Origin of the sequence: Romboutsia sp., assembly GCF_035470145.1 — a bacterium.
Classification (GTDB): domain Bacteria; phylum Bacillota; class Clostridia; order Peptostreptococcales; family Peptostreptococcaceae; genus Romboutsia_D.
In genome coordinates this window covers 1-22,611 of sequence record NZ_DATIRC010000416.1, presented here as the reverse complement: position 1 = coordinate 22,611, position 22,611 = coordinate 1, and the positions used below count along the sequence as shown (strand labels likewise).

Annotated in this window: 24 protein-coding genes; 22 read left to right on the top strand and 2 right to left on the bottom strand. The window is 29.0% G+C overall.

The annotated features are described in order from the left end of the window. On the top strand, window positions 1-667 hold a 667-nt coding region (locus VLM92_RS16415; protein WP_325277399.1), incomplete at its 5' end, for a YebC/PmpR family DNA-binding transcriptional regulator. Between the two features lie 73 nt (window positions 668-740). Here VLM92_RS16415 and VLM92_RS16410 read toward each other — a convergent pair. Both VLM92_RS16410 and VLM92_RS16405 read right to left on the bottom strand, forming a co-directional pair. Further along, on the bottom strand, window positions 741-1,064 hold the full coding sequence (locus VLM92_RS16410) for a DUF1540 domain-containing protein (protein ID WP_325277398.1): 324 nt from the start codon (window positions 1,062-1,064) through the stop codon (window positions 741-743). Between the two features lie 155 nt (window positions 1,065-1,219). Beyond that, on the bottom strand, window positions 1,220-1,540 hold the full coding sequence (locus VLM92_RS16405; RefSeq protein ID WP_325277397.1) for a hypothetical protein: 321 nt from the start codon (window positions 1,538-1,540) through the stop codon (window positions 1,220-1,222). Window positions 1,541-1,699: 159 nt separating this feature from the next. Here VLM92_RS16405 and VLM92_RS16400 point away from each other — a divergent pair, with 159 nt between their 5' ends. The 21 genes from VLM92_RS16400 (at window position 1,700) to hemZ (ending at window position 22,595) form a co-directional block, all read left to right on the top strand. Further along, window positions 1,700-2,302 (top strand): hypothetical protein, encoded by a 603-nt coding sequence (locus VLM92_RS16400; protein ID WP_325277396.1) that lies wholly within the window; start codon window positions 1,700-1,702, stop codon window positions 2,300-2,302. A gap of 122 nt (window positions 2,303-2,424) precedes the next feature. Continuing rightward, window positions 2,425-2,934: a crossover junction endodeoxyribonuclease RuvC gene (gene ruvC / locus VLM92_RS16395; protein WP_325277395.1), complete on the top strand. Its 510-nt coding sequence runs from the start codon at window positions 2,425-2,427 to the stop codon at window positions 2,932-2,934. Continuing rightward, entirely contained in the window at window positions 2,927-3,529 is a 603-nt protein-coding gene (gene ruvA / locus VLM92_RS16390) for a Holliday junction branch migration protein RuvA (RefSeq protein WP_325277394.1), read from the top strand. Before ruvC ends, ruvA begins: the two co-directional genes overlap by 8 nt. A gap of 33 nt (window positions 3,530-3,562) precedes the next feature. Then, a complete protein-coding gene (gene ruvB, locus VLM92_RS16385) occupies window positions 3,563-4,579 on the top strand; it encodes a Holliday junction branch migration DNA helicase RuvB (RefSeq protein WP_325277393.1) in 1,017 nt (338 codons plus the stop codon). Between the two features lie 69 nt (window positions 4,580-4,648). Continuing rightward, a complete protein-coding gene (queA, locus tag VLM92_RS16380) occupies window positions 4,649-5,674 on the top strand; it encodes a tRNA preQ1(34) S-adenosylmethionine ribosyltransferase-isomerase QueA (RefSeq protein ID WP_325277392.1) in 1,026 nt (341 codons plus the stop codon). A 9-nt stretch (window positions 5,675-5,683) separates the two neighbouring features. Further along, window positions 5,684-6,115 (top strand): phosphate-starvation-inducible PsiE family protein, encoded by a 432-nt coding sequence (locus VLM92_RS16375; RefSeq protein WP_325277391.1) that lies wholly within the window; start codon window positions 5,684-5,686, stop codon window positions 6,113-6,115. Between the two features lie 81 nt (window positions 6,116-6,196). Next, window positions 6,197-7,318, top strand: coding sequence for a tRNA guanosine(34) transglycosylase Tgt (gene tgt, locus VLM92_RS16370; RefSeq protein ID WP_325277390.1), 1,122 nt, complete (start codon window positions 6,197-6,199; stop codon window positions 7,316-7,318). Window positions 7,319-7,408: 90 nt separating this feature from the next. Then, window positions 7,409-7,699 carry a preprotein translocase subunit YajC gene (gene yajC, locus VLM92_RS16365; RefSeq protein ID WP_325277389.1) on the top strand — a complete coding sequence of 97 codons (291 nt, stop codon included), beginning with the start codon at window positions 7,409-7,411 and terminating at the stop codon, window positions 7,697-7,699. 58 nt (window positions 7,700-7,757) lie between these two features. Beyond that, entirely contained in the window at window positions 7,758-8,120 is a 363-nt protein-coding gene (locus VLM92_RS16360; RefSeq protein ID WP_325277388.1) for a TIGR04086 family membrane protein, read from the top strand. Between the two features lie 65 nt (window positions 8,121-8,185). Beyond that, window positions 8,186-8,329 (top strand): six-cysteine ranthipeptide SCIFF, encoded by a 144-nt coding sequence (scfA, locus tag VLM92_RS16355; protein ID WP_325277387.1) that lies wholly within the window; start codon window positions 8,186-8,188, stop codon window positions 8,327-8,329. Window positions 8,330-8,584: 255 nt separating this feature from the next. Next, entirely contained in the window at window positions 8,585-10,132 is a 1,548-nt protein-coding gene (gene murJ, locus VLM92_RS16350) for a murein biosynthesis integral membrane protein MurJ (RefSeq protein ID WP_325277386.1), read from the top strand. 80 nt (window positions 10,133-10,212) lie between these two features. Further along, the gene (locus tag VLM92_RS16345; protein ID WP_325277385.1) at window positions 10,213-10,722 is read left to right on the top strand and encodes an HDIG domain-containing metalloprotein; all 510 of its coding nucleotides are present in this window, start codon (window positions 10,213-10,215) and stop codon (window positions 10,720-10,722) included. Window positions 10,723-10,934: 212 nt separating this feature from the next. After that, entirely contained in the window at window positions 10,935-12,308 is a 1,374-nt protein-coding gene (scfB, locus tag VLM92_RS16340; protein WP_325277384.1) for a thioether cross-link-forming SCIFF peptide maturase, read from the top strand. A 2-nt stretch (window positions 12,309-12,310) separates the two neighbouring features. Continuing rightward, a complete protein-coding gene (locus VLM92_RS16335; protein WP_325277383.1) occupies window positions 12,311-12,811 on the top strand; it encodes a gamma carbonic anhydrase family protein in 501 nt (166 codons plus the stop codon). A 64-nt stretch (window positions 12,812-12,875) separates the two neighbouring features. Then, window positions 12,876-14,540: an ABC1 kinase family protein gene (locus VLM92_RS16330; protein WP_325277382.1), complete on the top strand. Its 1,665-nt coding sequence runs from the start codon at window positions 12,876-12,878 to the stop codon at window positions 14,538-14,540. An 11-nt stretch (window positions 14,541-14,551) separates the two neighbouring features. After that, on the top strand, window positions 14,552-17,062 hold the full coding sequence (gene recJ / locus VLM92_RS16325; protein WP_325277381.1) for a single-stranded-DNA-specific exonuclease RecJ: 2,511 nt from the start codon (window positions 14,552-14,554) through the stop codon (window positions 17,060-17,062). Window positions 17,063-17,076: 14 nt separating this feature from the next. Next, the gene (locus VLM92_RS16320; protein WP_325277380.1) at window positions 17,077-17,589 is read left to right on the top strand and encodes an adenine phosphoribosyltransferase; all 513 of its coding nucleotides are present in this window, start codon (window positions 17,077-17,079) and stop codon (window positions 17,587-17,589) included. Between the two features lie 138 nt (window positions 17,590-17,727). After that, window positions 17,728-19,941: a bifunctional (p)ppGpp synthetase/guanosine-3',5'-bis(diphosphate) 3'-pyrophosphohydrolase gene (locus tag VLM92_RS16315; protein WP_325277379.1), complete on the top strand. Its 2,214-nt coding sequence runs from the start codon at window positions 17,728-17,730 to the stop codon at window positions 19,939-19,941. Between the two features lie 10 nt (window positions 19,942-19,951). Continuing rightward, window positions 19,952-20,401 carry a D-aminoacyl-tRNA deacylase gene (gene dtd / locus VLM92_RS16310; RefSeq protein WP_325277378.1) on the top strand — a complete coding sequence of 150 codons (450 nt, stop codon included), beginning with the start codon at window positions 19,952-19,954 and terminating at the stop codon, window positions 20,399-20,401. 12 nt (window positions 20,402-20,413) lie between these two features. After that, window positions 20,414-21,034 carry an MBL fold metallo-hydrolase gene (locus tag VLM92_RS16305; RefSeq protein WP_325277377.1) on the top strand — a complete coding sequence of 207 codons (621 nt, stop codon included), beginning with the start codon at window positions 20,414-20,416 and terminating at the stop codon, window positions 21,032-21,034. Window positions 21,035-21,122: 88 nt separating this feature from the next. Further along, window positions 21,123-22,595 (top strand): coproporphyrinogen dehydrogenase HemZ, encoded by a 1,473-nt coding sequence (gene hemZ, locus VLM92_RS16300; protein ID WP_325277376.1) that lies wholly within the window; start codon window positions 21,123-21,125, stop codon window positions 22,593-22,595. The last annotated feature ends 16 nt before the right edge of the window (window positions 22,596-22,611 follow it).

Here is a 22,611-nt window from a genome sequence, read left to right as displayed (position 1 = left end):
TAAAATATTCACTAAGCATGCTAGAGCAATAGCAGTTGCAGCTAAAGAAGGTGGAGGAAATCCAGACTATAATGCAACATTAAAAACAGCTATAGAAAAAGCTAAAGCTGATAACATGCCTAATGACAACATAGACAGAGCAGTAGCTAAAGGAGCTGGAGCTGGAGCTAACGAAAACTATGAAACTATAGTTTATGAAGGATACGGACCGGGTGGAGTTGCTGTTATAGTTGAAACTTTAACTGACAATAAAAATAGAACAGCTGGGAATGTAAGATATTACTTTGATAAAAATGGTGGTAACTTAGGGACTAGTGGATGTGTATCATTTATGTTCGATAATAAAGGACAAATATTAATAGAAGCATCAGATGATGTATCTGAAGATGAATTAATGGAGGTTGCTTTAGAAGCTGGAGCAGAAGATTTCATAACAGAAGAAGATGGATATGAAGTAGTAACAGCACCAGAAGATTTTTCAGCAGTTAGAGACGAATTACAAGCTAAAGGATATGAATTTATATCTGCAGATGTTAAATTAATACCTCAAACTACTACTGAATTAACAGAGGAAGAACAATTAAAGTTCATGAACAAATTAGTAGATATGCTTGAAGATGATGATGATGTTCAAAACATATACCACAATTGGGAAATAGCTGAATAATTTATATAAAATAAAGAGAGTATCGATTGATGCTCTCTTTATTTATTAAAGCATATGTATTTAGATTATTATCTTATTTACACTTAAAGCTAGAGCAATATGTTTCAGAGGAAAGATTTGCTTTTGAAGAACCTGCAGTTACAGCTATATTATTAAGTGCACATATAGAACCAGCGTTGTGAGTACAAGTTTTCACATTACACCCAATGAATGAACATGGCCCACCATCATTAGTGTTATTAGTTAAATTGCTATAGTTAGCGCCATCTAAAAATGAACTACAACAAGTATGTGTGCTAGTACGAGATTTCTTACCATTTATAGATATTTTGTTTGAATAACATAGCCCACTATCATTGTGAGCACAATTAATTACATTACAGTTTATACTAGACATGATGTTACCTCCTAACAAATATTATATTCATTAAGGAGTATCTCCTAAACCAAAAAAAATATATCATTATTATCATAAAAATTTTAAAATGAGAAAAATGAGGAAAATAATATATTTCCCTCAGATAGAAATACAAATGCCTATGGTATAAAAAATTAATTTAAATATTTAAATAAAGAATTAAAATTATCTTCACTCATAAGCACTTTTGCAACTAATGTAGAAGATGATGGATAGCTTTTAATTGGTGCCCAAATTTTAAATAATTCTTTTTCATAGTCATTAATTGTGTATTTTTCACCAATACTTATTTTTTCCTCAATTGAAGATGTAAAATCCCTTATTTTTAAAAAATCTTCTAAAGTAAGTTCATAAAATACAGATGCTTTATGCTGAGGTTGTTTTAAAAATAGTATATTTTGCTTAAACTCTAAAAAATCAATTCTATCGTAAACCAATCTAACGTATGAACTCAAAACATCACCTCCAAAGTGAAAATTTAAAATGATATTATATAATATGTATAAAAACTGATTAATGGGATAAAAATTCAAATATAATAATTACTAAAAACTACCTAAATTGTATAAAAAAATATGCTATGGAGAAAATACTATGTAGAAGGAGGTATTTTTATGTTTGAAAAAAAAGACCCATTTGACTGGAAGCCGCCACTCTTAATTTTAACAGGAGTTGTTGTATTAAGTGGTGGAATTTATCTAGGTATAAAGACTACAAATATAGAAGATAAACAAGTTAATGTAGAACATAAAACTGAACAACAGGTTGAAAAATCAAAAGAAGTATTTGAGCTTAGTAAAGATTGTGAAATCTGGGTACATAAGAAAAATGAAGACGGAAGTGACTCAGGTAAGTCACCTATGATGATAGGTACAATTGATAAGGTTTTATTAGACAAGAGTGAAGACGAAATAGTAGCTTATTTAAAAGATAAATATCCAGATAGAGAAATAGAGAGTTTAGGTAAATATGAAATAGTATTATCAGAAGTAAAACCAACCAATGATCCTTCAAAAAGCAATAAATATTCTTTAGAAGAAGATGAGGAATTTATAGGACTTTATAGATATGATAGCAATGGTAATAGAGAACTAGTGGAAAAGACGCAAATAAGAATAGACTCCCTTCCAAAAAAAGTTCAAGAAGAAGTTCAAAAAGGCATTATAGTAAACAGTGAAGATGAAGCATATATTAAGCTTGAAAACTTTGGAAGTTAATGATTATGAAAACAACCCCTTTTGTAGAGGTTGTTTTTTGTTGTATAGAAAAACTTATGATATAATGTATTAGAACATAAGTTTTGTATGTACGGTGCAAATTTCACAGGAGGAATAAAAACTTGATAATATTAGGGATAGACCCAGGAATAGCAATAGTAGGGTTTGGAATAATAGAATATAAGAATTCTAAATTTAGAGTAATAGATTATGGTGCAGTAACAACACCTGCACATATGGATATGCTAAAAAGATTAGAACTTGTTTATAAGGGCATTGACCTTATTATAAAAAAATATAACATAGATGAAATAGGTATAGAAGAGTTGTTTTTTAACAAAAATGTTAAAACAGCAATTACAGTAGCTCAAGCTAGAGGAGTTACTATGCTTGCCTGTACGCACAATGGTAAGCCAGTATATGAATATACACCTCTTCAAGTTAAGCAAGGGGTGGTAGGTTACGGAAGAGCTCAAAAAGCACAAGTTCAGCAGATGGTTACATCATTTTTAAATTTAAAACAAGTTCCAAAACCAGATGATGTAGCAGACGCACTAGCAGTAGCTATTTGTCATGCACATGCTAATAAATTAGAAAAAACATTAAAAAACATAGGGGGAAAATATGTATAGTTATATAAAAGGAATCATTGAAGAAATTCATTTAGATAGTATAGTGATAGAAAATAATAATATAGGATACAAAATAAATGTATCATCAAATACAATAAAAGATTTACAAATGGGAAATATGGCTAAAATATATACAAAGCTAATTGTAAGAGAAGATGATATGAGCCTTTGTGGATTTTCAACTAAAGAAGAAATGCAGATGTTTGAGTTACTAACATCTGTATCAAAAATAGGACCTAAAGTAGGTCTAGGAATACTATCATTTGCATCGCCAGGACAGCTGGGAGCGTATATTTTAAGTGAGGATATCGTGAAGCTTTCAAAAGCACCTGGTGTAGGTAAGAAAACCGCGGAAAGAATAGTTCTAGAATTAAAAGATAAAGTAGACAAGAATAATATTGAATTTGAGCCAAATTTACTTAGTCAAGCTCCAATAGCTGTATCAAATGATGAAGCTGTAGATGCTTTAATAGCACTTGGATATTCATCACAAGAAGCTAAAGAAGCGGTTGATAAATGTAAAAAAGATGGACTTAATACAGAAGATATAATAAAAAAATCTTTGACTTATATAATGAGCAAATCATTGAGATAGTGTAAAAAACAAAAAATCTAGGGGGGAATTTGAATGCATGATTTTGAAGATGAAAATAGGATAATTACATCTACAATGAAAAATGAAGATGTTGATATAGAAAATAGTCTAAGACCTAAGTCATTAGATGATTATTTGGGACAAGAAAAAGCTAAAGAACAACTTAAAATATTTATAGAAGCAGCAAAATCTAGAAATGAACAATTAGACCATGTTCTTTTATACGGACCACCAGGGCTTGGAAAAACGACGTTGTCAAGTATAATAGCAAATGAAATGGGTGTTAACTTAAGAATAACATCAGGTCCTGCAATTGAAAGAGCAGGAGACTTAGCAGCTATACTTACTAATTTAAACGAAAATGATGTTTTATTTATAGATGAAATACACCGCATAAATAGAAGTGTTGAAGAAGTATTATATCCTGCGATGGAAGACTTTTGTTTAGATATAATAATAGGTAAAGGACCATCAGCTAGAAGTATAAGATTAGATTTACCTAAATTCACACTAATAGGTGCGACCACTAGAGCTGGAATGCTTACAAATCCGTTAAGAGATAGATTTGGAGTTATTTGTAAACTAGATTATTACACAGTGGAAGAATTAACTAAAATAGTAATGAGATCCGCTGAAATACTAGGCGCTGAAATTGAAATAGGTGGAGCAACAGAGATTGCAAGGCGTTCGAGAGGAACACCAAGAATAGCAAATAGACTGTTAAAAAGAGTTAGAGATTATGCTCAAGTAAGAGCTAATGGGGACATAACTAATGAAGTTGCAGATAAAGCATTAGAGCTTTTAGGTGTAGATAGCTTAGGTTTAGATTATGTAGATGAGAAGTTATTAATGACTATAATAGAAAAATTTAGAGGTGGACCTGTAGGCTTAGATACCCTAGCTGCATCTATAGGTGAAGATAGAAATACTATTGAAGATGTTTACGAACCTTATCTATTGCAATTAGGTTTTATAAATAGAGGACCAAGAGGTAGAATAGCAATGCCATTGGCTTATGAGCATTTAAAGATGCCATATCCTAATAAATAAAAATATAGAAAAATTGTACATTTTTTGTTATTATGATAACTGTATAAATTTTTGGAAAGGAAGTTGAAATTGAAAACAAGTGACTTTTACTTTGACCTACCAGAAGAATTAATTGCTCAAGTTCCTATAAAAGATAGATCTAGTTCTAAATTAATGGTTCTAGATAAAGAAACTGGAAATATAGAGCATAAAATCTTTAAAGATGTAATAAATTATTTAAATCCAGGAGATTGTTTAGTACTTAATAATACTAGGGTTATACCTGCTAGATTAATAGGTGAAAAGCAAGATACTGGAGGTAAAATAGAATTTTTATTATTAAAAAGAACAGAAGAAGATACTTGGCAAGCATTAGTTAAGCCAGGAAAAAGAGCTAAAATTGGCACTAAATTCTCCTTTGGAAACGGAAAATTAATAGGAGAAGTAGTAGGATTGGCAGAAGAAGGATCTAGAATAATAAAATTCCATTATGAAGGAATTTTTGAAGAGGTTTTAGATGAGTTAGGAAATATGCCACTACCACCGTATATAACAGAAAGATTAGAAGAAAGAGAAAGATATCAAACAGTTTATTCTAAGCATAGTGGTTCAGCTGCAGCTCCAACTGCAGGATTACACTTTACAGAAGAGTTATTACAGCAAATAAGAGATAAGGGTGTAGATGTTGCATTTGTAACACTACATGTTGGACTTGGAACTTTTAGACCTGTTAAAGTAGATGATGTATTAAATCATGAAATGCATTCTGAATATTATATGGTTGATAAAGAGGCAGCTGATAAAATAAATAAAGCTAAAACTAATGGGAAAAAAGTAATATGTGTTGGGACTACAAGTTGTAGAACTGTAGAATCAGCAAGTAGAGAAGATGGAACTATAAAAGAATGTAGTGGATGGACAAATATATTCATTTATCCTAGTTATAACTTCAAAATAGTAGATATACTTATAACTAATTTCCATTTACCGGAGTCTACATTAATAATGTTAGTAAGTGCTCTTTGTGGCAAAGAAAATGCACTTAATGCTTATGATATAGCAGTAAAGGAACGATATAGATTTTTCAGTTTTGGAGATGCCATGATTATAAAATAGGGGGAAATAATGAAAAATTTAGATAAAAATAATTTGTCATTGAGAATAGCTTATATTTTTGAATCAATTTTGGCAATGGTAGTTTTAATTGCGGTATTTTTAGGGACTTTAGATGTTTTAAGAATGATATGGAAGGCTTATATAGTTGAATTTCATACGCCTGTCCAATATAGTCAACTTAATGATATATTAGGGCAAATATTACTTTTAGTAATAGCAGTAGAACTAGTAGTAATGCTATCGCTTCATATACCAGGAGCACTTTTAGAAGTTTTACTATATGCTATAGCAAGGAAAATGCTATTACTTCCTAAAAGTGAAGGGATGGCAGATGTTTTAATTGGGGTAATAGCTATAGCGGGATTATTTGCTATTAGAAAATATTTAATAAGTAGTGATAAGAGTACAATGAATGTAACAAGTATTCATTACGAGGATTGAGAAGAAGGACAATCATGTGAATCATGTGAATAAAAATTTAGAAGAAGAAAAATTAAAATATTGTATATAAGGAGACAAAATATGAGTGCAATAAGATATGAACTTATAAAAACATGTAAGCAAAGTGGAGCAAGATTAGGAAGATTACATACTCCGCATGGAGTTATAGAAACGCCTATATTCATGCCTGTTGGAACTCAAGCAACAGTAAAATCAATGACACCGGAAGAATTAAAAGAAATAGGATCTCAAATAATATTAAGTAATACATATCATTTATATATGAGACCAGGTCATGATTTAGTTAAAGAAGCTGGTGGACTTCATAAATTTATGAATTGGGACAAACCAATACTTACAGATAGTGGAGGATTCCAAGTATTCAGTCTTGGGCCACTTAGAAAAATAACTGAAGAAGGTGTTCACTTTAGATCTCACATAGATGGCTCAAAGCACTTTATAAGTCCTGAAAAAGCTGTGGAAATACAAAATGCTCTAGGTTCAGATATAATGATGGCATTTGATGAATGTGCTCCATATCCAGCAGATAGAGAATATGTTAAAAATTCTTTAGAAAGAACGACAAGATGGTTAAAGAGATGTAAAGAAGCTCATAAAAATACTGAAAAACAAGCTTTATTTGGTATAATTCAAGGTGGTATGTACAAAGATTTAAGAGAGCAATCAGCTAAAGAAATTTTAGAATTAGACTTACCAGGATACGCAGTAGGTGGGCTTAGTGTTGGAGAGCCAAAGCATTTAATGTATGAAGTGTTAGATTATACAGTGCCTTTAATGCCAGAAAACAAGCCAAGATATTTAATGGGTGTAGGAAGTCCTGATGACTTAGTAGAAGGTGTCATAAGAGGTATAGATATGTTTGACTGTGTGTTACCAACTCGTATAGCAAGAAATGGTACAGCTATGACAAGTGAAGGTAAAGTAGTAGTTAGAAATGCGAAATATGCTAGAGACTTTGGACCACTTGATCCTAACTGTGATTGCTACTGCTGTAGAAATTATTCAAGAGCTTATATAAGACATTTAGTTAAAGCAAATGAAATATTAGCTTCAAGATTAATAACTACTCATAACTTATATTTCTTATTAGAGCTAATGAAGCAAGTAAGACAAGCTATAATGGAAGATAGATTATTAGACTTTAGAGTAGAATTTTTCAAAAAATATGGATATGATTTATAGAATATTTACTATTAATTATAATTATTTTAATATATACTAATTAGTGTAATAGTAAATACATAAACTATAATTTTCGAAGGAGTGAAAATCATGGGAAATACACAACAGATGATAATGGGAATAGCTATGTGGGCGGCAGTATTTGCAGTATTCTACTTCCTATTAATAAGACCTCAAAAGAAAAAAGAAAAGCAGTTAAAAGAAATGAGAGAAGCTTTAGCAGTTGGAGATAAAGTAACGACTTTAGGTGGTATAATAGCTACTGTTGCAAAGGTTGAAGAAACATTTGTGGTATTAGAATTAGGTCCAAACAGAAATAAAGTTCCATTTGAAAAGTGGGCTATAGGTACTGTTGAACCAAAAAAACAATCAGTTGAATAATTTGTAATTTAGATACCTTCCCTCGAATATAAATATATTAATGAGGGGAGGTGTTTTTATGGAAAAATCTAATCATATTTTTAAAGGATTAGGATATGCATACATATTAACGTTAGTTACATTACTTATATACAACTTAATACTTACATTTACTAGCGTATCAGGGAGCAGTATTGCCATGGCATCATCGTTTATAACTACTATATCATCAGCGTTTGGTGGATTTTATGCTTCAAAACATATAAAAGAAAAAGGGCTTATATACGGTCTTTTAGTAGGATTAATGTATATAGTATGCCTTATATTAATAGTATTTTTAGCTAAAGATCAATTTGCATTTGAAATTGATATGCTATATAAAGTATTATTAGTATCTCTATCTGGTGGTATCGGAGGGGTTTTAGGTGTAAACTTTAAATAGAAGTTTTACATATGGAAATTATATGATATAATCAATAGGGAAAATTTAACTAGGAGGTAGTCAAAATGGAAAAGAAGCATGTAAAAACTTTATCTAAAGCTACTTTAAAGAACAGCGCTGAAAAAGGTGGATGTGGAGAATGTCAAACATCTTGTCAATCAGCTTGTAAAACTTCTTGCACAGTTGCAAACCAAGAGTGCGAAAGATAATCAGTTTATAATAAAAGATATAAAAATAAGACATCATAACTTATGGTGTCTTATTTTTATATCTTTATATATAGTTTTATTATATTCATTTTGTGTATATGTTATATTTTAGGAAATAATTGAGATTCAATAATTTATATAACGAAAAAATATTTTATAATAATGATTTTAACAGTAGTACTATGTAATGTAATGTAATATAATAAGAAAAGCACAAAAGAAGTTAGATTAATGAAAGTATAGGAGAAGAAAATTATGTCAAAAGTAGCAAAAACAGCAGTCGGACTTATGGCAGCAACATTAATTGCAAAGTTTCTAGGTTTTGGTAGAGAGTTAGCTCTAGCATCAGCTTATGGAGCATCTGGAACTAGTGATGCCTTTTTAGTAGCTATGAATATACCGGCAGTAATATTTACCGCGATAGGTACGTCGCTTGGGACAGCATTTATACCACTTTATTGTGATGTAAATTCAAAACAAGGAGAAAAAGGATCAATTAAATTTACTAATAACGTTTTTAATATAATAGCGATTATATGTTTAGGAGTTTCAATAATAGGAGCAATATTTACTCCTCAAATAGTGAAATTATTTGCTGTAGGATTTGAAGGTGAAACACTAAAACAAGCTATATATTTTACAAGAATAGTAATATTGGGAATGGTATTTTTAGGCATGAATTACATTATGACAGCTTTTTTACAAGTAAAAGAAAACTTTATAATACCTGGACTTATGCCAATACCAAATAACATGATTATAATAATAACAATATTTATAAGTACAAAAATAAGTCCATATTTATTGCCATGGGGAGCGCTTATTGGATTAGCAGCTCAATTTTTATTCCAACTTCCTTTTGCAGTGAAAAAGGGATATAGATATAAACCATGTGCAAATATTAAAGATGAACATCTTAAAAAAATGTTGTGGCTTGTAGGTCCTGTTCTTATAGGAGTTGCGGTTAATCAAGTAAGTACTATAGTAGATAGAACAATAGCATCTACATTGGTTGAAGGTAGTATATCAGCACTAAACTATGCTAATAAACTTAATCAATTTGTTATGGGTATGTTTATAGTATCGATATCAGCTGTTATATATCCGATGTTATCAAAATTATCAACAGAAAATAATAAAGAGAAATTTAATAAATCAATATCAACAGCAGCGAATACTGTTATATTACTAGTTATCCCTATATCAGTAGGAGCTATAATACTTGCAAATCCAATAGTTAAATTATTGTTCCAAAGAGGAGAGTTTGATGCTAGAGCTACACAAATGACAGCTATAGCACTTATATTTTACTCAATAGGTCTGATAGGATTTGGACTTAGAGATATATTAGGCAAAGTATTTTATTCATTACAAGATACTAAAACTCCTATGATAAATGGAATAATAGCTATGAGTTTAAATATTATACTGAATATTTCATTTGTTAAATTTACTAATATGCAACTTGCAGGACTTGCATTTGCGACAAGTATATCTGCCATAGTAACTATAATTTTATTATTTATAAGTTTAAGAAAAAAGATAGGGCCATTTGGTGGAAAATCTATAGCATTAGTTATGGTAAAGTCTATAATATCTGCACTTTTAATGGCAGGTGTAACTTTATTTGTTTATAATACTATAGGGAGTATATTAGGAACAGGATTTATAAAAGAAGCTATTACTTTGGCAGTATCAGTAGGTCTAGGAGCAATAGTATACGGTACAAGTATAGTAATTCTTAAAGTAGACGAAGTTAATTTGATTTTAGATCAAGTAAAAAATAAAATAAAAAAGAAATAGATATATAATAAAATAACATCTACTGTACAGTAGATGTTATTTTGAAATTGTGAATATAAATTTTGGATAGGAGAATAAATATGATACCTAAAAGAGTAAAACAATTTTATATCAATGTAACTGATGTTATGAGTAAAGAAGATTATAATTATGTTGAACATGTATTGAATAATAATGAATTACAATTATTTATTAAGTTATCCAAATCAGAACAGAAGCATAGTGTTAGAATAGCAAAAGAAATTGAATTTATTATAGATAATGGATTAACTGACAATCAAGAAATTATAAAAAATAAAGATATATTAATAAAAACAGGCTTATTACATGATATAGGTAAGATTAAAAAAAGAATAAACGTAATAGATAAATCAATAATTGTAATTTTAAATAAGCTAACTAAGGGGAAATTAAAGAAAGTCGAAAAATCTAAAAAAGTTCAATGTTATTATAATCATAGTGAATATAGTCATGAAATTCTTAAAAAAATAGTTAGTAATAAATTACTATTAGACATAGTAAAAAATCATCATAATAATAGTGATAATGAGATAATTAAATTTTTTAAAGCAATAGATGATGAAAATTAAAATACATAAAACTTTTGATGATTTTGAACAAGAGTTTTATGTGTTTTTTTTAAGCTTTAAATACTGAAACTCTATGATAAAGTAGGAAATATGATTTTCTTATTGATATTGCCTATATTTTATATAAGTTATATAATGAAGGGTAGAGTTTAAATACAATATGAAAAATGTTGATATAGATAAATGAAATTAATATTTAGGAGGACATAAATATGAGCATGATACATAAATTTTCAATGAATGGATATAATATAGTTTTAGATGTAAATGGAGGATCTGTACATATAGTTGACGACGTGGCTTATAAATTAGTTGATCATTATAAGGAAAATACTAAAGAAGAAATATTAAATATATTAGGAAATGAATATTCAACGCAACAAATAAATGAAGCATATGAAGAAATAGAGGCTTTACAAAAAGAAGGTCTTTTATATACACAAGATAATTATCAATTCCATCCAAGTTTTGTAAACAGAAAGAAAGTAGTTAAAGCTTTATGTTTACATGTAGCTCATGACTGTAACTTAAAATGTAAGTACTGTTTCGCTGCACAAGGTGACTTTGGTGGAGCTAAAGAAATGATGAGCTTTGAAGTTGGTAAAAAAGCAATAGATTACTTAATAGCTAACTCAGAAAACAGAAGAAACTTAGAGATAGACTTCTTTGGTGGAGAACCATTAATGAACTTTGACGTAGTTAAGCAATTAGTAGAATACGGAAGAAGTGTAGAAAAAGAACATAATAAAGTTATAAGATTTACAATGACTACAAACGGAATATTATTAGATGACGAAAAAATAGACTACATAAATGAGCATATGCATAATGCTGTTTTAAGTTTAGATGGTAGAAAAGATATAAATGATAATATGAGACCTACTTTAAATGATAAAGGAAGCTACGATATAATATTACCTAAGTTTAAAAAACTTGTAGAAAATAGACCTAAAGATAAGTATTACTATATAAGAGGTACTTTCACAAGAGAAAATTTAGACTTTGCAAAAGATGTTATGCATTTTGCTAATGAAGGATTTAAGCTTACTTCTGTAGAGCCAGTTGTAGGAGATGAATCTAACCCATATGCACTTAGAGAGCAAGACATGCCAAGAGTATTTGAAGAATACGAAAAATTAGCAGTTCAATATGCTGATATGAAGGTAAAGGGTGATGACTTTAAATTCTTCCACTTTATGATAGATTTAAATCAAGGTCCATGTGTAATTAAGAGAATAACAGGATGTGGAGCAGGAAATGAATACCTTTCAATAACTCCAGAGGGAGATATATATCCATGCCACCAATTCGTAGGAAATGAAGAATATAAGATGGCAAACATATTAGATGAAAAAATAGTATTCCCTAAAGGATTAACAGAGTCATTTAGAGATGCTCATGTATACAGCAAAGAAGATTGTAAAAAATGTTGGAATAAATTCTACTGCTCTGGTGGATGTCATGCAAATGCAACTAACTTTAATAACGATATAATGAAACCATATGAACTTGGATGCGAAATGCAAAAGAAACGTACAGAATGTTCAATAATGATACAAGCGAAATTAATGTTAGAAGGAGAATAAAAATGATAAAAGAGTACCAAGGTATACACCCTAAAATTGACGAAACTGCTTTTATAGCAGAGAGTGCGGATATAATAGGAAAAGTAACAATATCAAAAAATGCTAATATATGGTACAACACAGTCATAAGAGCAGATGAAAATACTATAACTATAGGAGAAAACACAAACATTCAAGATGGATGTGTAGTTCATATAGGAACTAATGTATCTACTGCAATTGGAAAAAATGTAACAGTTGGGCATAAAGCACTAATACATGGATGTAAAATTGGAGATAATACATTAATAGGAATGGGATCTATAGTATTGGATGGAGCAGAAATTGGAGAATATACATTACTTGGAGCAGGTAGCTTAGTACCACCAGGTAAGAAAATACCATCAGGAGTTTTAGCTATGGGCTCACCTGCAAAAGTAATAAGAGAACTGAGTGAAGAAGAAAAACAAAATCTTGTGCAATCAGCTTTAAAATATATACAAACTGCAAATACTCATAAGTAATAAAACTAAAAGGGCAATCTTTAAAATTGCCCTTTTTATAATACACAAAGTGGAGTTGGTAATATTGAAAATAAGTTACAAAAACTTAAAAAGGTATAGAGAAATAGTATATATATTGATAAAATACGGATTTTCATTTATAGTAGAAAAATTAAATATAGAAGGAGTGGCCTATAGAATACCGATAACAAACCCTTCTCAGGAAATAAAAAATATGTCTACAGCAGAAAAAATTAGAAGGGCTATTGAAGAATTAGGACCTACATATATCAAGTTAGGCCAAATATTAAGTACGAGAAAGGATTTATTAGATCAAGATATAATAGATGAATTATCAAATCTTAGGGATAATGTAGAAGAGTTTGATACAAATATAGCTAAATCAATTTTTAAAAATGAAATAGGTTTAGATATAGATAAAGTATTTAATAATTTCAATAATAAACCAATAGCAGCAGCATCTATAGGACAAGTTTATGAAGCAAGACTAGAAAGTGGAGAAGAGGTAATTGTAAAGATACAAAGACCAAATATCGAAGAAACTATAAAATCGGATTTAGAGATACTTAAAAGTATGGCTATTGGATTAAAAGATTTAAATAAAGATATTGATATAGACTTAATTCAAATAGTAGAAGAATTTAAAACTCAGTTAATAAGGGAATTAGATTATAATTTTGAAGCTATAAATGCTATAAAGTTTAAAAAGATATTTAAAGATAGCAATGAAGTATATATACCTCAAGTATATGGAGAGTATACAACAAAAAAGGTATTAGTAATGGAAAAAATAATAGGTGTTAAATTAAGCGATGTTAAAAAAATTAGAGAGTTAGGATGGGATACAAAGGTAATTAGTGAAATTGGAGTAAGGTCCCTATTTAAACAAATTTTTGAACATGGTTTTTTCCATGCAGACCCACATCCAGGAAATATATTTGTTTTAGGAAAAAACACTATATCTTATGTGGACTTTGGCATGATTGGAATAGTTGATAAAAAATCGCTGAGCTTATTAAATGAAGTGGTTATAGCTGTAATAGAAAAAAATGTAGATAAGTTAATATATATATTAATAGAAATGGACGCAGTAAACACAGAAATAGATATAAGTGGACTTAGACAAGACTTATTATATTTAATTCACTACTACTATGATGTTCCTATAGAAAAAATTAATATAGGAGATATAATGAATGAAGTGTTTAGGTTCTTTAGAAAATATAAGGTATCTATTCCTTCTCAATTATCAACATTAGCAAAGACGATTATAACTTTAGAGGGAACAGGTAGGGAATTAAATCCTAGATTTTCAGTATCATCCATAGGAAAAGAATTTATGAAATATTATTATGTAAATAAGTTCAATCCTCAGAGGATATTTATAAATTCAAAGCATACTGCAGAAGAAATGCTTTTAGATATAAAGACTATACCAAAACAAATGAGGGTAATCCTTAGAAATATAGAAAAAAACAATATAAAAATACAAATAGAAGATGTGAAATTTACTTCTTTAGAAGAAAGAATAACAGATTTAACAACTCAAATATCATTAAGTTTAGTACTAGCATCAATAGTAGTAGGATCTTCTTTAATAGTTGCATCACCAAATATAAATAACAACATTTGGATAAGGATAACGGCTTTAGCAGGATTTTTCATATCATTTATAATAGGGCTATTGCTAGTGATAAGGATTGTAAGATCTCAATATAAAAAGAAGTAGGGGGATAAATTATGATATTTAATAAAAAATGGACATTAAGACATATGGGAAGTGTGAAAGAAAATGAATTAAGTAGAAAACTTAAAATTTCCCCGGAAATTAGTCAGATATTGAAAAATAGAGAAATAGATAATGAAAAAGATGCAGAAATATTTATAAATCCGTCATTAGAATATCTTAGAGACCCATTTTTAATGAAGGATATGAAAAAAGCTGTAGATAGAATACAAAAAGCAATAGACAATAATGAAAATATATGGATTTATGGAGATTATGATGTAGATGGAGTATCATCAACTTCAATTTTATGTATATACTTTGATTCTATAAATTATCCTGTAAATTATTATATCCCAAATAGATTAGAAGAAGGTTACGGAATAAATGAAGATGCCATAAAGCATATACATTCACAAGGTTGCAACTTAATGATAAGTGTAGACTGTGGGATTACATCAGTAAAAGAAGTAGATCTTGCCAATGAATTAGGATTTGATGTTATAATAACAGATCATCATGAATGCCAAAGTGAAATACCTAAAGCATATGCAGTTATAAATCAAAAACAAGATGATTGTCATTATCCATTTGATATGTTATGTGGATGTGGAGTAGCTTTTAAACTTATACAAGCACTTACTCCAAAAGAAGAATTTAAGACGAGTTTATATAACTACTTAGAAATAGTAACATTAGCCACTATTTGTGATATAGTACCATTAATAGATGAAAACAGAATAATTGTAAAAAATGGTTTGAAACTAATGACAGAAGGTAATAATATAGGATTAAAAGAATTAATTAAAGTTTGTGGTGTAGAAAGTAATAAAATAGGATCTTCACACATAGGATTTGCAATAGGGCCTAGAATAAATGCATCAGGAAGGCTTGGATATTCAAAATTAGGTGTACAATTATTTACTACTAAATCACAAGAAAAGGCAAAAGAATTAGCAAACATACTAGAAGAAAAGAATAATGAGAGACAATTAATAGAAGCAAAGATGTATCAAGAAGCGGAAGCTATCATAGAAGCTAATGAAAAATATAAAAATGATAAAGTATTAGTAATAGCAAAAGAAGGATGGCAGCATGGGATTATAGGCATAGTAGCATCTAAACTTACAGAAAAATACTATAAGCCAACTATACTTTTAACTATAGAGGATAAAGAAGCAACTGGCTCTGCAAGGTCTATAAAAGGATTTAGTATATTCGATGCTTTAGTCAAGTGTAAGTCTTTATTAAATAAATTTGGAGGTCATGACCAAGCGGCAGGGCTAGGGTTAGATTCTGATAAAATAGAAGAATTATCTAGTGAAGTAAACAAGCTTGCACAATATGAGCTAAGTGAAGAAGATTTAATAGAAAATGTTAAAGTAGAATTTGAATTAAATGAAGAGGCTATAGACTTAGGTTTAGTAGAAGAACTTCATAAGTTAGAACCATTCGGTCTTAGTAACCCGAATCCTAGATTTATAGTAAGAGATGCGGTACTAAAAAATATAATAATAATGGGTAAAAATAAACAACATCTCAAATTTATTATAGAGAAAGAAAGTTCTTATGAATGTATAGGTTTTAATATGGCATATTTAAAATCAGGATATAATCCTGGTGACAAAGTAGATGTATTATTCCAATTAGGTGAAAATAATTTTATGGGTAAAAGAAGTATTCAATTTTTACTTAAAGATATAAGGTTATCTCATCCTAAAAATACAAGTTCGAATGAAGATGTTATAGAATTATTTTCGAAAATTATTCCAGATATAAATAATTTATATAAGCTAAAGAATATAGATAAAGAGGCAATATGCAAAAGATTAAAAGGAAATGATATAGACGAAGCTATAAGAGGAAATAAAGATATTAATATATTTAATTATATTAATAAAGATACGTTAGTTATTACCAATACTATAAATGGATTTTATAGAGCTTTATCTGATATATCTCTTGTAGATGAAGATATTTGTAATGGATTTGATATAAATTACAATAGTATTGATACTAATAATGACAAACTTCAACTTATATTTTCTCCAAATATTGATAAAATAGACTTAAAAAGATATAATAATATTATTCTTTATGATTATTTGTATAATATGGGCGATTACTCGCATTTATGTAAAAATACGAATAATGAAAGTTCAATTATCAAATATTATAGCAAAACGGATTTATTATACTTAAATAATATTGTGAATAATTTAATTCCAGAAAGAGAAGAATTTATAAATATTTATAAAATAGCTGTTATGCAAAAAAATATAGAAATAAATTTAACAGATATAAAAAAGGTATTTAATATAATGCCTCTAAAGTTATTTATAATAATAGAAGTGTTTAAAGAACTGTCATTAATAGATTTTGATTTTAAATATGATGATACACTAAAAACAAAATATATATGTTTAAATTTATTACCAAAGCCAGATAAAAAATTGAACTTAGATGAAAGTAAGATACTTAATAATTTAAAAAAATTAAATAAAGAATACACAGAAAGCTATTAGGAGGAGTCCCAAAAATGGATTTAAGAAAAGCAATAAGAGAAGTAGCAAATTTCCCTAAAGAAGGTATAAACTTCAAAGATATAACGACATTAATGCAGGATGGAGAAGCTTTTAAATTTGCAATAGATGAATTTATAAAAGATTTAAAAGATAAGAAGGTAGATGTAATAGTAGGTCCAGAAGCAAGAGGATTTTTAATGGGTACACCAGTTGCTTATGGAATGGGAATAGGATTTGTTCCTGTAAGAAAACCTGGAAAATTACCTCATGAAATAGAAAGTTATGATTATGGTTTAGAGTATGGAACTGATACTTTAGAAATACACAAAGACGCAATAAAGCCAGGACAGAGAGTAGCAATAGTAGATGACTTATTGGCTACTGGAGGAACTATGGAAGCAGCCGCACATCTTATAGAAAAATTAGGCGGAGAAGTAGTTTCTATGCAGTTCTTAATAGAATTAGAATTTTTAAACGGAAGAGAAAAATTATCTAAATACGATGTAAATTCTCTAATAAAATACTAATAATTTTACAATAGTTGGTATATTGCCAACTATTTTCATATATAAAATTTATAAAACGACGCAGCTGATTTTAAACAATAATATAATATTGTTAATGATATAAGCATAGCGAATTTCATACTTAAGATAGGTGGTATTATGCATGATAAGGAATTACAAGAACTAATAGCGAAAATAAAAAGTTATGCACCAAATGCAGATATTAGTTTAATAGAAAAAGCTTATTATTTTGGGAAAAAAGCACATGAAGGTCAGTTTAGAAAATCTGGGGAACCTTACTTTATTCATCCGGTAGCAGTAGCTAATATACTTAGTGAAATGGAACTAGATATAGAAACTATAGCTGCAGGACTTTTACATGATGTTGTTGAAGATACGGATTATACATATGAAGACATAAAAAAAGAATTCACAACAGAAATAGCTAACTTAGTAGATGGGGTAACAAAACTTGGACAAATTAAGTATCAATCAAAGGAAGAGACACAGGCTGAAAATTTAAGAAAAATGTTTCTAGCTATGGCTAAGGATATAAGAGTTATACTTATAAAATTAGCAGATAGACTACATAATATGAGAACTTTAAAATTCATGTCTCCAGAAAAAGCAAAATCAAAGGCAAAGGAAACACTTGAAATATATGGTGGAATAGCTAATAGATTAGGTATTTCTATGATAAAGTGGGAATTAGAAGATTTAGCACTAAGATATATAGATCCAGAAGGATATTATGATTTAGTCGAAAAAGTAGCTAAAAAAAGAAGCCAAAGAGAAGCCTATATTGAAAATGTACTTAATATCCTTAACGAAAAATTTGAGGGTGTACATATAGCTTGTAATGTATATGGAAGACCGAAACATTTTTATAGTATATATAGCAAAATGAAAAATAAGAACAAAGATTTTGAAGAAATATATGATTTAACAGCGGTAAGAATAATTGTAGATACAGTTAAAGATTGTTATGCAGTTTTAGGTATGGTACACACTTTATGGAAGCCTATTCCAGGCAGATTTAAAGATTATATAGCTATGCCAAAGCCTAATATGTATCAAAGTCTTCATACTACTGTTATAGGACCAGATGGAGAGCCTGTAGAGATACAGATAAGAACTAAGGAAATGCATAATATAGCAGAGTACGGGATAGCAGCTCACTGGAAGTATAAAGAAGGAAATGCAAATGAAGGTCAGCATAATGTTGAAGAAAAACTTCAATGGTTAAGACAAATGATGGAGTGGGAAAAAGACTTAAAAGACCCACAAGAATTTTTAGATGCACTTAAAGATGATGTTTTCAGTAGCCAAGTGTATGTATTTACACCAAAGGGAGATGTAGTTGAGCTTCCAGCAGGAGCCACTCCTATAGATTTTGCATATAGAGTTCATACAAATGTAGGAAATAAATGTGTTGGTGCGAAAATAGATGGAAGAATAGTAACCATAGACTACAAGCTTCAAAATGGAAATATAGTAGAAATATTAACTTCGGCAAACTCTAATGGACCAAGTAGAGACTGGTTAAGCATTGTTAAAACACCAAATGCTAAAAGTAGAATCAGACAATGGTTCAAAAAAGAAAGAAGAGAAGAAAATCTAGAACGTGGTAATTTAATATTAGAAAAAGAATTTAAAAAATATAGTTTACCATTAAAAGACTCTGCTATAGATAAATATATGCAACAAATAGCAAAAAAATTTAACCAACCGAGTGTAGAAGATTTAGTAGCTACTATTGGTTATGGTGGTATTATGGCATCACAAGTTGTTCCAAAGATAAGAGATTTATACGAAAAAGAAGTAAAGAAAATTCAAAAGGAACAAATAGCAAATCAAGTAGATGATTTCAAAAAACATAAATTAACCGATGAAGAATATAAGAAAAAAAGAAAAGTAAATACATCTCAAGGAATTGTAGTAAAAGGGTTAGATAATATATTAGTTAGATTTGCAAAATGTTGTAATCCACTTCCTGGAGATAGTATAGTAGGATATATAACGAAAGGCAGAGGAGTAGCTGTTCATAGAACAGATTGCCCTAATGCTAACTTAAATGGAGATTTCTTCAAAAATAGATTAGTAGATGTATCTTGGAATAATTCTGATAAAACTAAGTTTGAAGCAGAAGTGCAAATAAGAGCAATTGATAGAAGAGGGATTATAAACGATATAACTCATATAGTAGCTATAGATAAGGTGAGTTTAAATGGAATAAATGCAAGAAAAGGCAAAAATAATATTGTCAGTGTTAACTTATTAGTTGAAGTAAATGATATACAAGAATTAAACTTATTAATGAAAAAGGTAAAATCTATACCTGGCGTAGAAGATATTTACAGAGTTATAAACTAGGAGGAATATTATGAGAGCAGTTGTGCAAAGAGTATCTTCTTCTAAAGTTACTGTAGATGATCGTATTACTGGTGAAATAAGTAAAGGATTACTTGTTTTATTAGGAGTAACTCATGAAGATACATCTAAAGATGTTGATTATATGATAGACAAAATACTAAATCTAAGAATCTTTGAAGATGAAAATGAAAAAATGAACTTATCTTTAAAAGATGTAGGTGGAGAATTATTAGTAGTTTCTCAATTTACTTTATACGGTGATTGTAGAAAAGGAAAAAGACCGAGTTTTTCTAACGCAGCAAGACCAGACCTTGCAACTAAACTTTATGAAGAATTTGTTGAAAAAGCAAAATCACAAGATGTAGTAGTTGGTACTGGAGAGTTTGGTGCGCATATGATGGTAGACTTAACGAATGATGGACCAGTTACTATATTATTAGAATCAAATAAGAGTTTCTAAGGGGGCTAAAAAATGAAAATAGAGAAGATAGTTGAACCAAATTTTGGTGAAAATATATATGTTTTAATTGATGATAATACTAAAAAATGTGCAGTAGTAGATCCAGGTGGAGTAGAATCCAAAGTACTAAATTACATAAAAAATAATGGGCTAGAACTAGAATATATAGTACTTACTCATGGACATGGAGACCATATAGGTGCAGTTAAAGATATTAAAGAAAAGACTAATGCAAAAATAGTTGCTCATAGTGATGAAAAAGAATTACTTTTAGATAAAAAGAAAAACTTAAGTCATATGATGCATTGTGGAGCTCAAGAATTTGATGCAGACATATATGTAAGTGATAAAGATAAGTTAGAATTAGGAAGTTTAAAATTAACTTTCTTACATACTCCAGGACACACAAAGGGATGTATGTGTATAAGAGTCGAAAATGAAATGTTTACAGGAGATACTTTATTTGCAGGTAGTATAGGTAGAACAGACCTTTATAGTGGAGACTACAAGCAAATAGAAAAATCACTTAAAAAATTATCTAAATACGAAGATAATATAAAAATATACCCAGGGCATGGACCAAGTTCTACTTTAGGGATAGAAAAATCAACTAATCCATATATGAGCAAATAATAGTCTCAAGTAGCTCCTAATAAGCAACGCAGTGATTATGCTAACATATGGATATTGATTAACAACTATGTTAAAAAGGAGCATAAAAATGATAGGCGTAATTTTAAAAGGTCATGATTATAAATATGAAGTAGCAGAATTAATAAAATTATTTACTACTCAATTTGAATTTATAGAGAAAAAAAGTTTTGGAAGAATTCTTGAAAATATTGTTCTTGTTTATAATGATACATTAATAGCAAAAACAAAATACTATGAAAACTATGAATTAAAATATGAATTTGCAGATCATATAAAAATAAATGGTTTAGATGAGCAAGAATTAAAGAAAGTTACAAAAGAAACTATAAAAAGAAGTATGTTTAAGGTACTACAAAATAGATTAAATACATATGTACCTTGGGGAATACTTACGGGTATAAGACCTGTTAAAATAGTTCATACTTTATTAGATAAAGAAATGGATGAAGCTACAATAAGAGAAATATTAAAAGAAAAGTACTATATAATGGATGAGAAAATAGACTTAGCTCTTGATATTGCAAAAAGAGAAAGAGTATTTATGTATCCAATAGATGAAAATAAAGTTTCATTATATGTAAGTATACCATTTTGTCCAACAAGATGTTATTATTGCTCATTCCCAGCTAACCCTTTAAAGACTTTTGGACATTTAAAATCAGAATATGTACAAAATCTTATACAAGAAATAAAAGGATTAGCTAAAATAATAAAAGATACTAATAAAGAAATAGAAACCTTATACATTGGGGGAGGAACTCCAACTACTTTAGATGAAGAAGAAATGGATACTTTAATAACTGCTTTATTTAAAGAAATGGATTTAAGTAATATAAAAGAATTCACAGTTGAAGCAGGAAGACCAGATTCTATAACTAAAGGCAAGTTAGAAGTTCTTAAAAAGCACAATGTAAGTAGAATTAGTATAAATCCTCAAACTATGAACGATGAAACTTTAGAAAAAATAGGTAGAGACCATAAAGTTTCTGATATAGTTGACTGTTTTAATATGGCAAGGCAGTTAGGATTTGATAATATAAATATGGATATCATACTAGGTCTTGTTGATGAGAATTTAGATATGGTTAGAAATACTTTAGAACAAATCAAAAAACTTTCACCAGAAAGTTTAACAGTTCATACGCTAGCTATAAAAAGAGCATCAAATCTAAAAGAAAACTTAGAGAAGTATGAACTTACAAAATATGAAGAAATGATAAAGATGATAGATTTATCAATGGAATATGCGCATGACATGGGACTTAACCCATATTATATGTATCGTCAAAAGCATATGCTAGGTAACCTAGAGAATATAGGGTATGCTAAAGAAGGATATGAATGTATATATAATATACAAATCATGGAAGAAAAACAAAGTAACTATGCAGTAGGTGCTGGATCTATATCTAAATTTGTATATGTTGATGAAGATAGAATTGAAAGAGTAGATAATGTTAAAAATGTTGAACAATATATCGATAGGGTTGATGAAATGATAGAAAGAAAAAGAAAGGAGATATACCAAAATGTTAACTAAAGCGCCAAGAGGAACT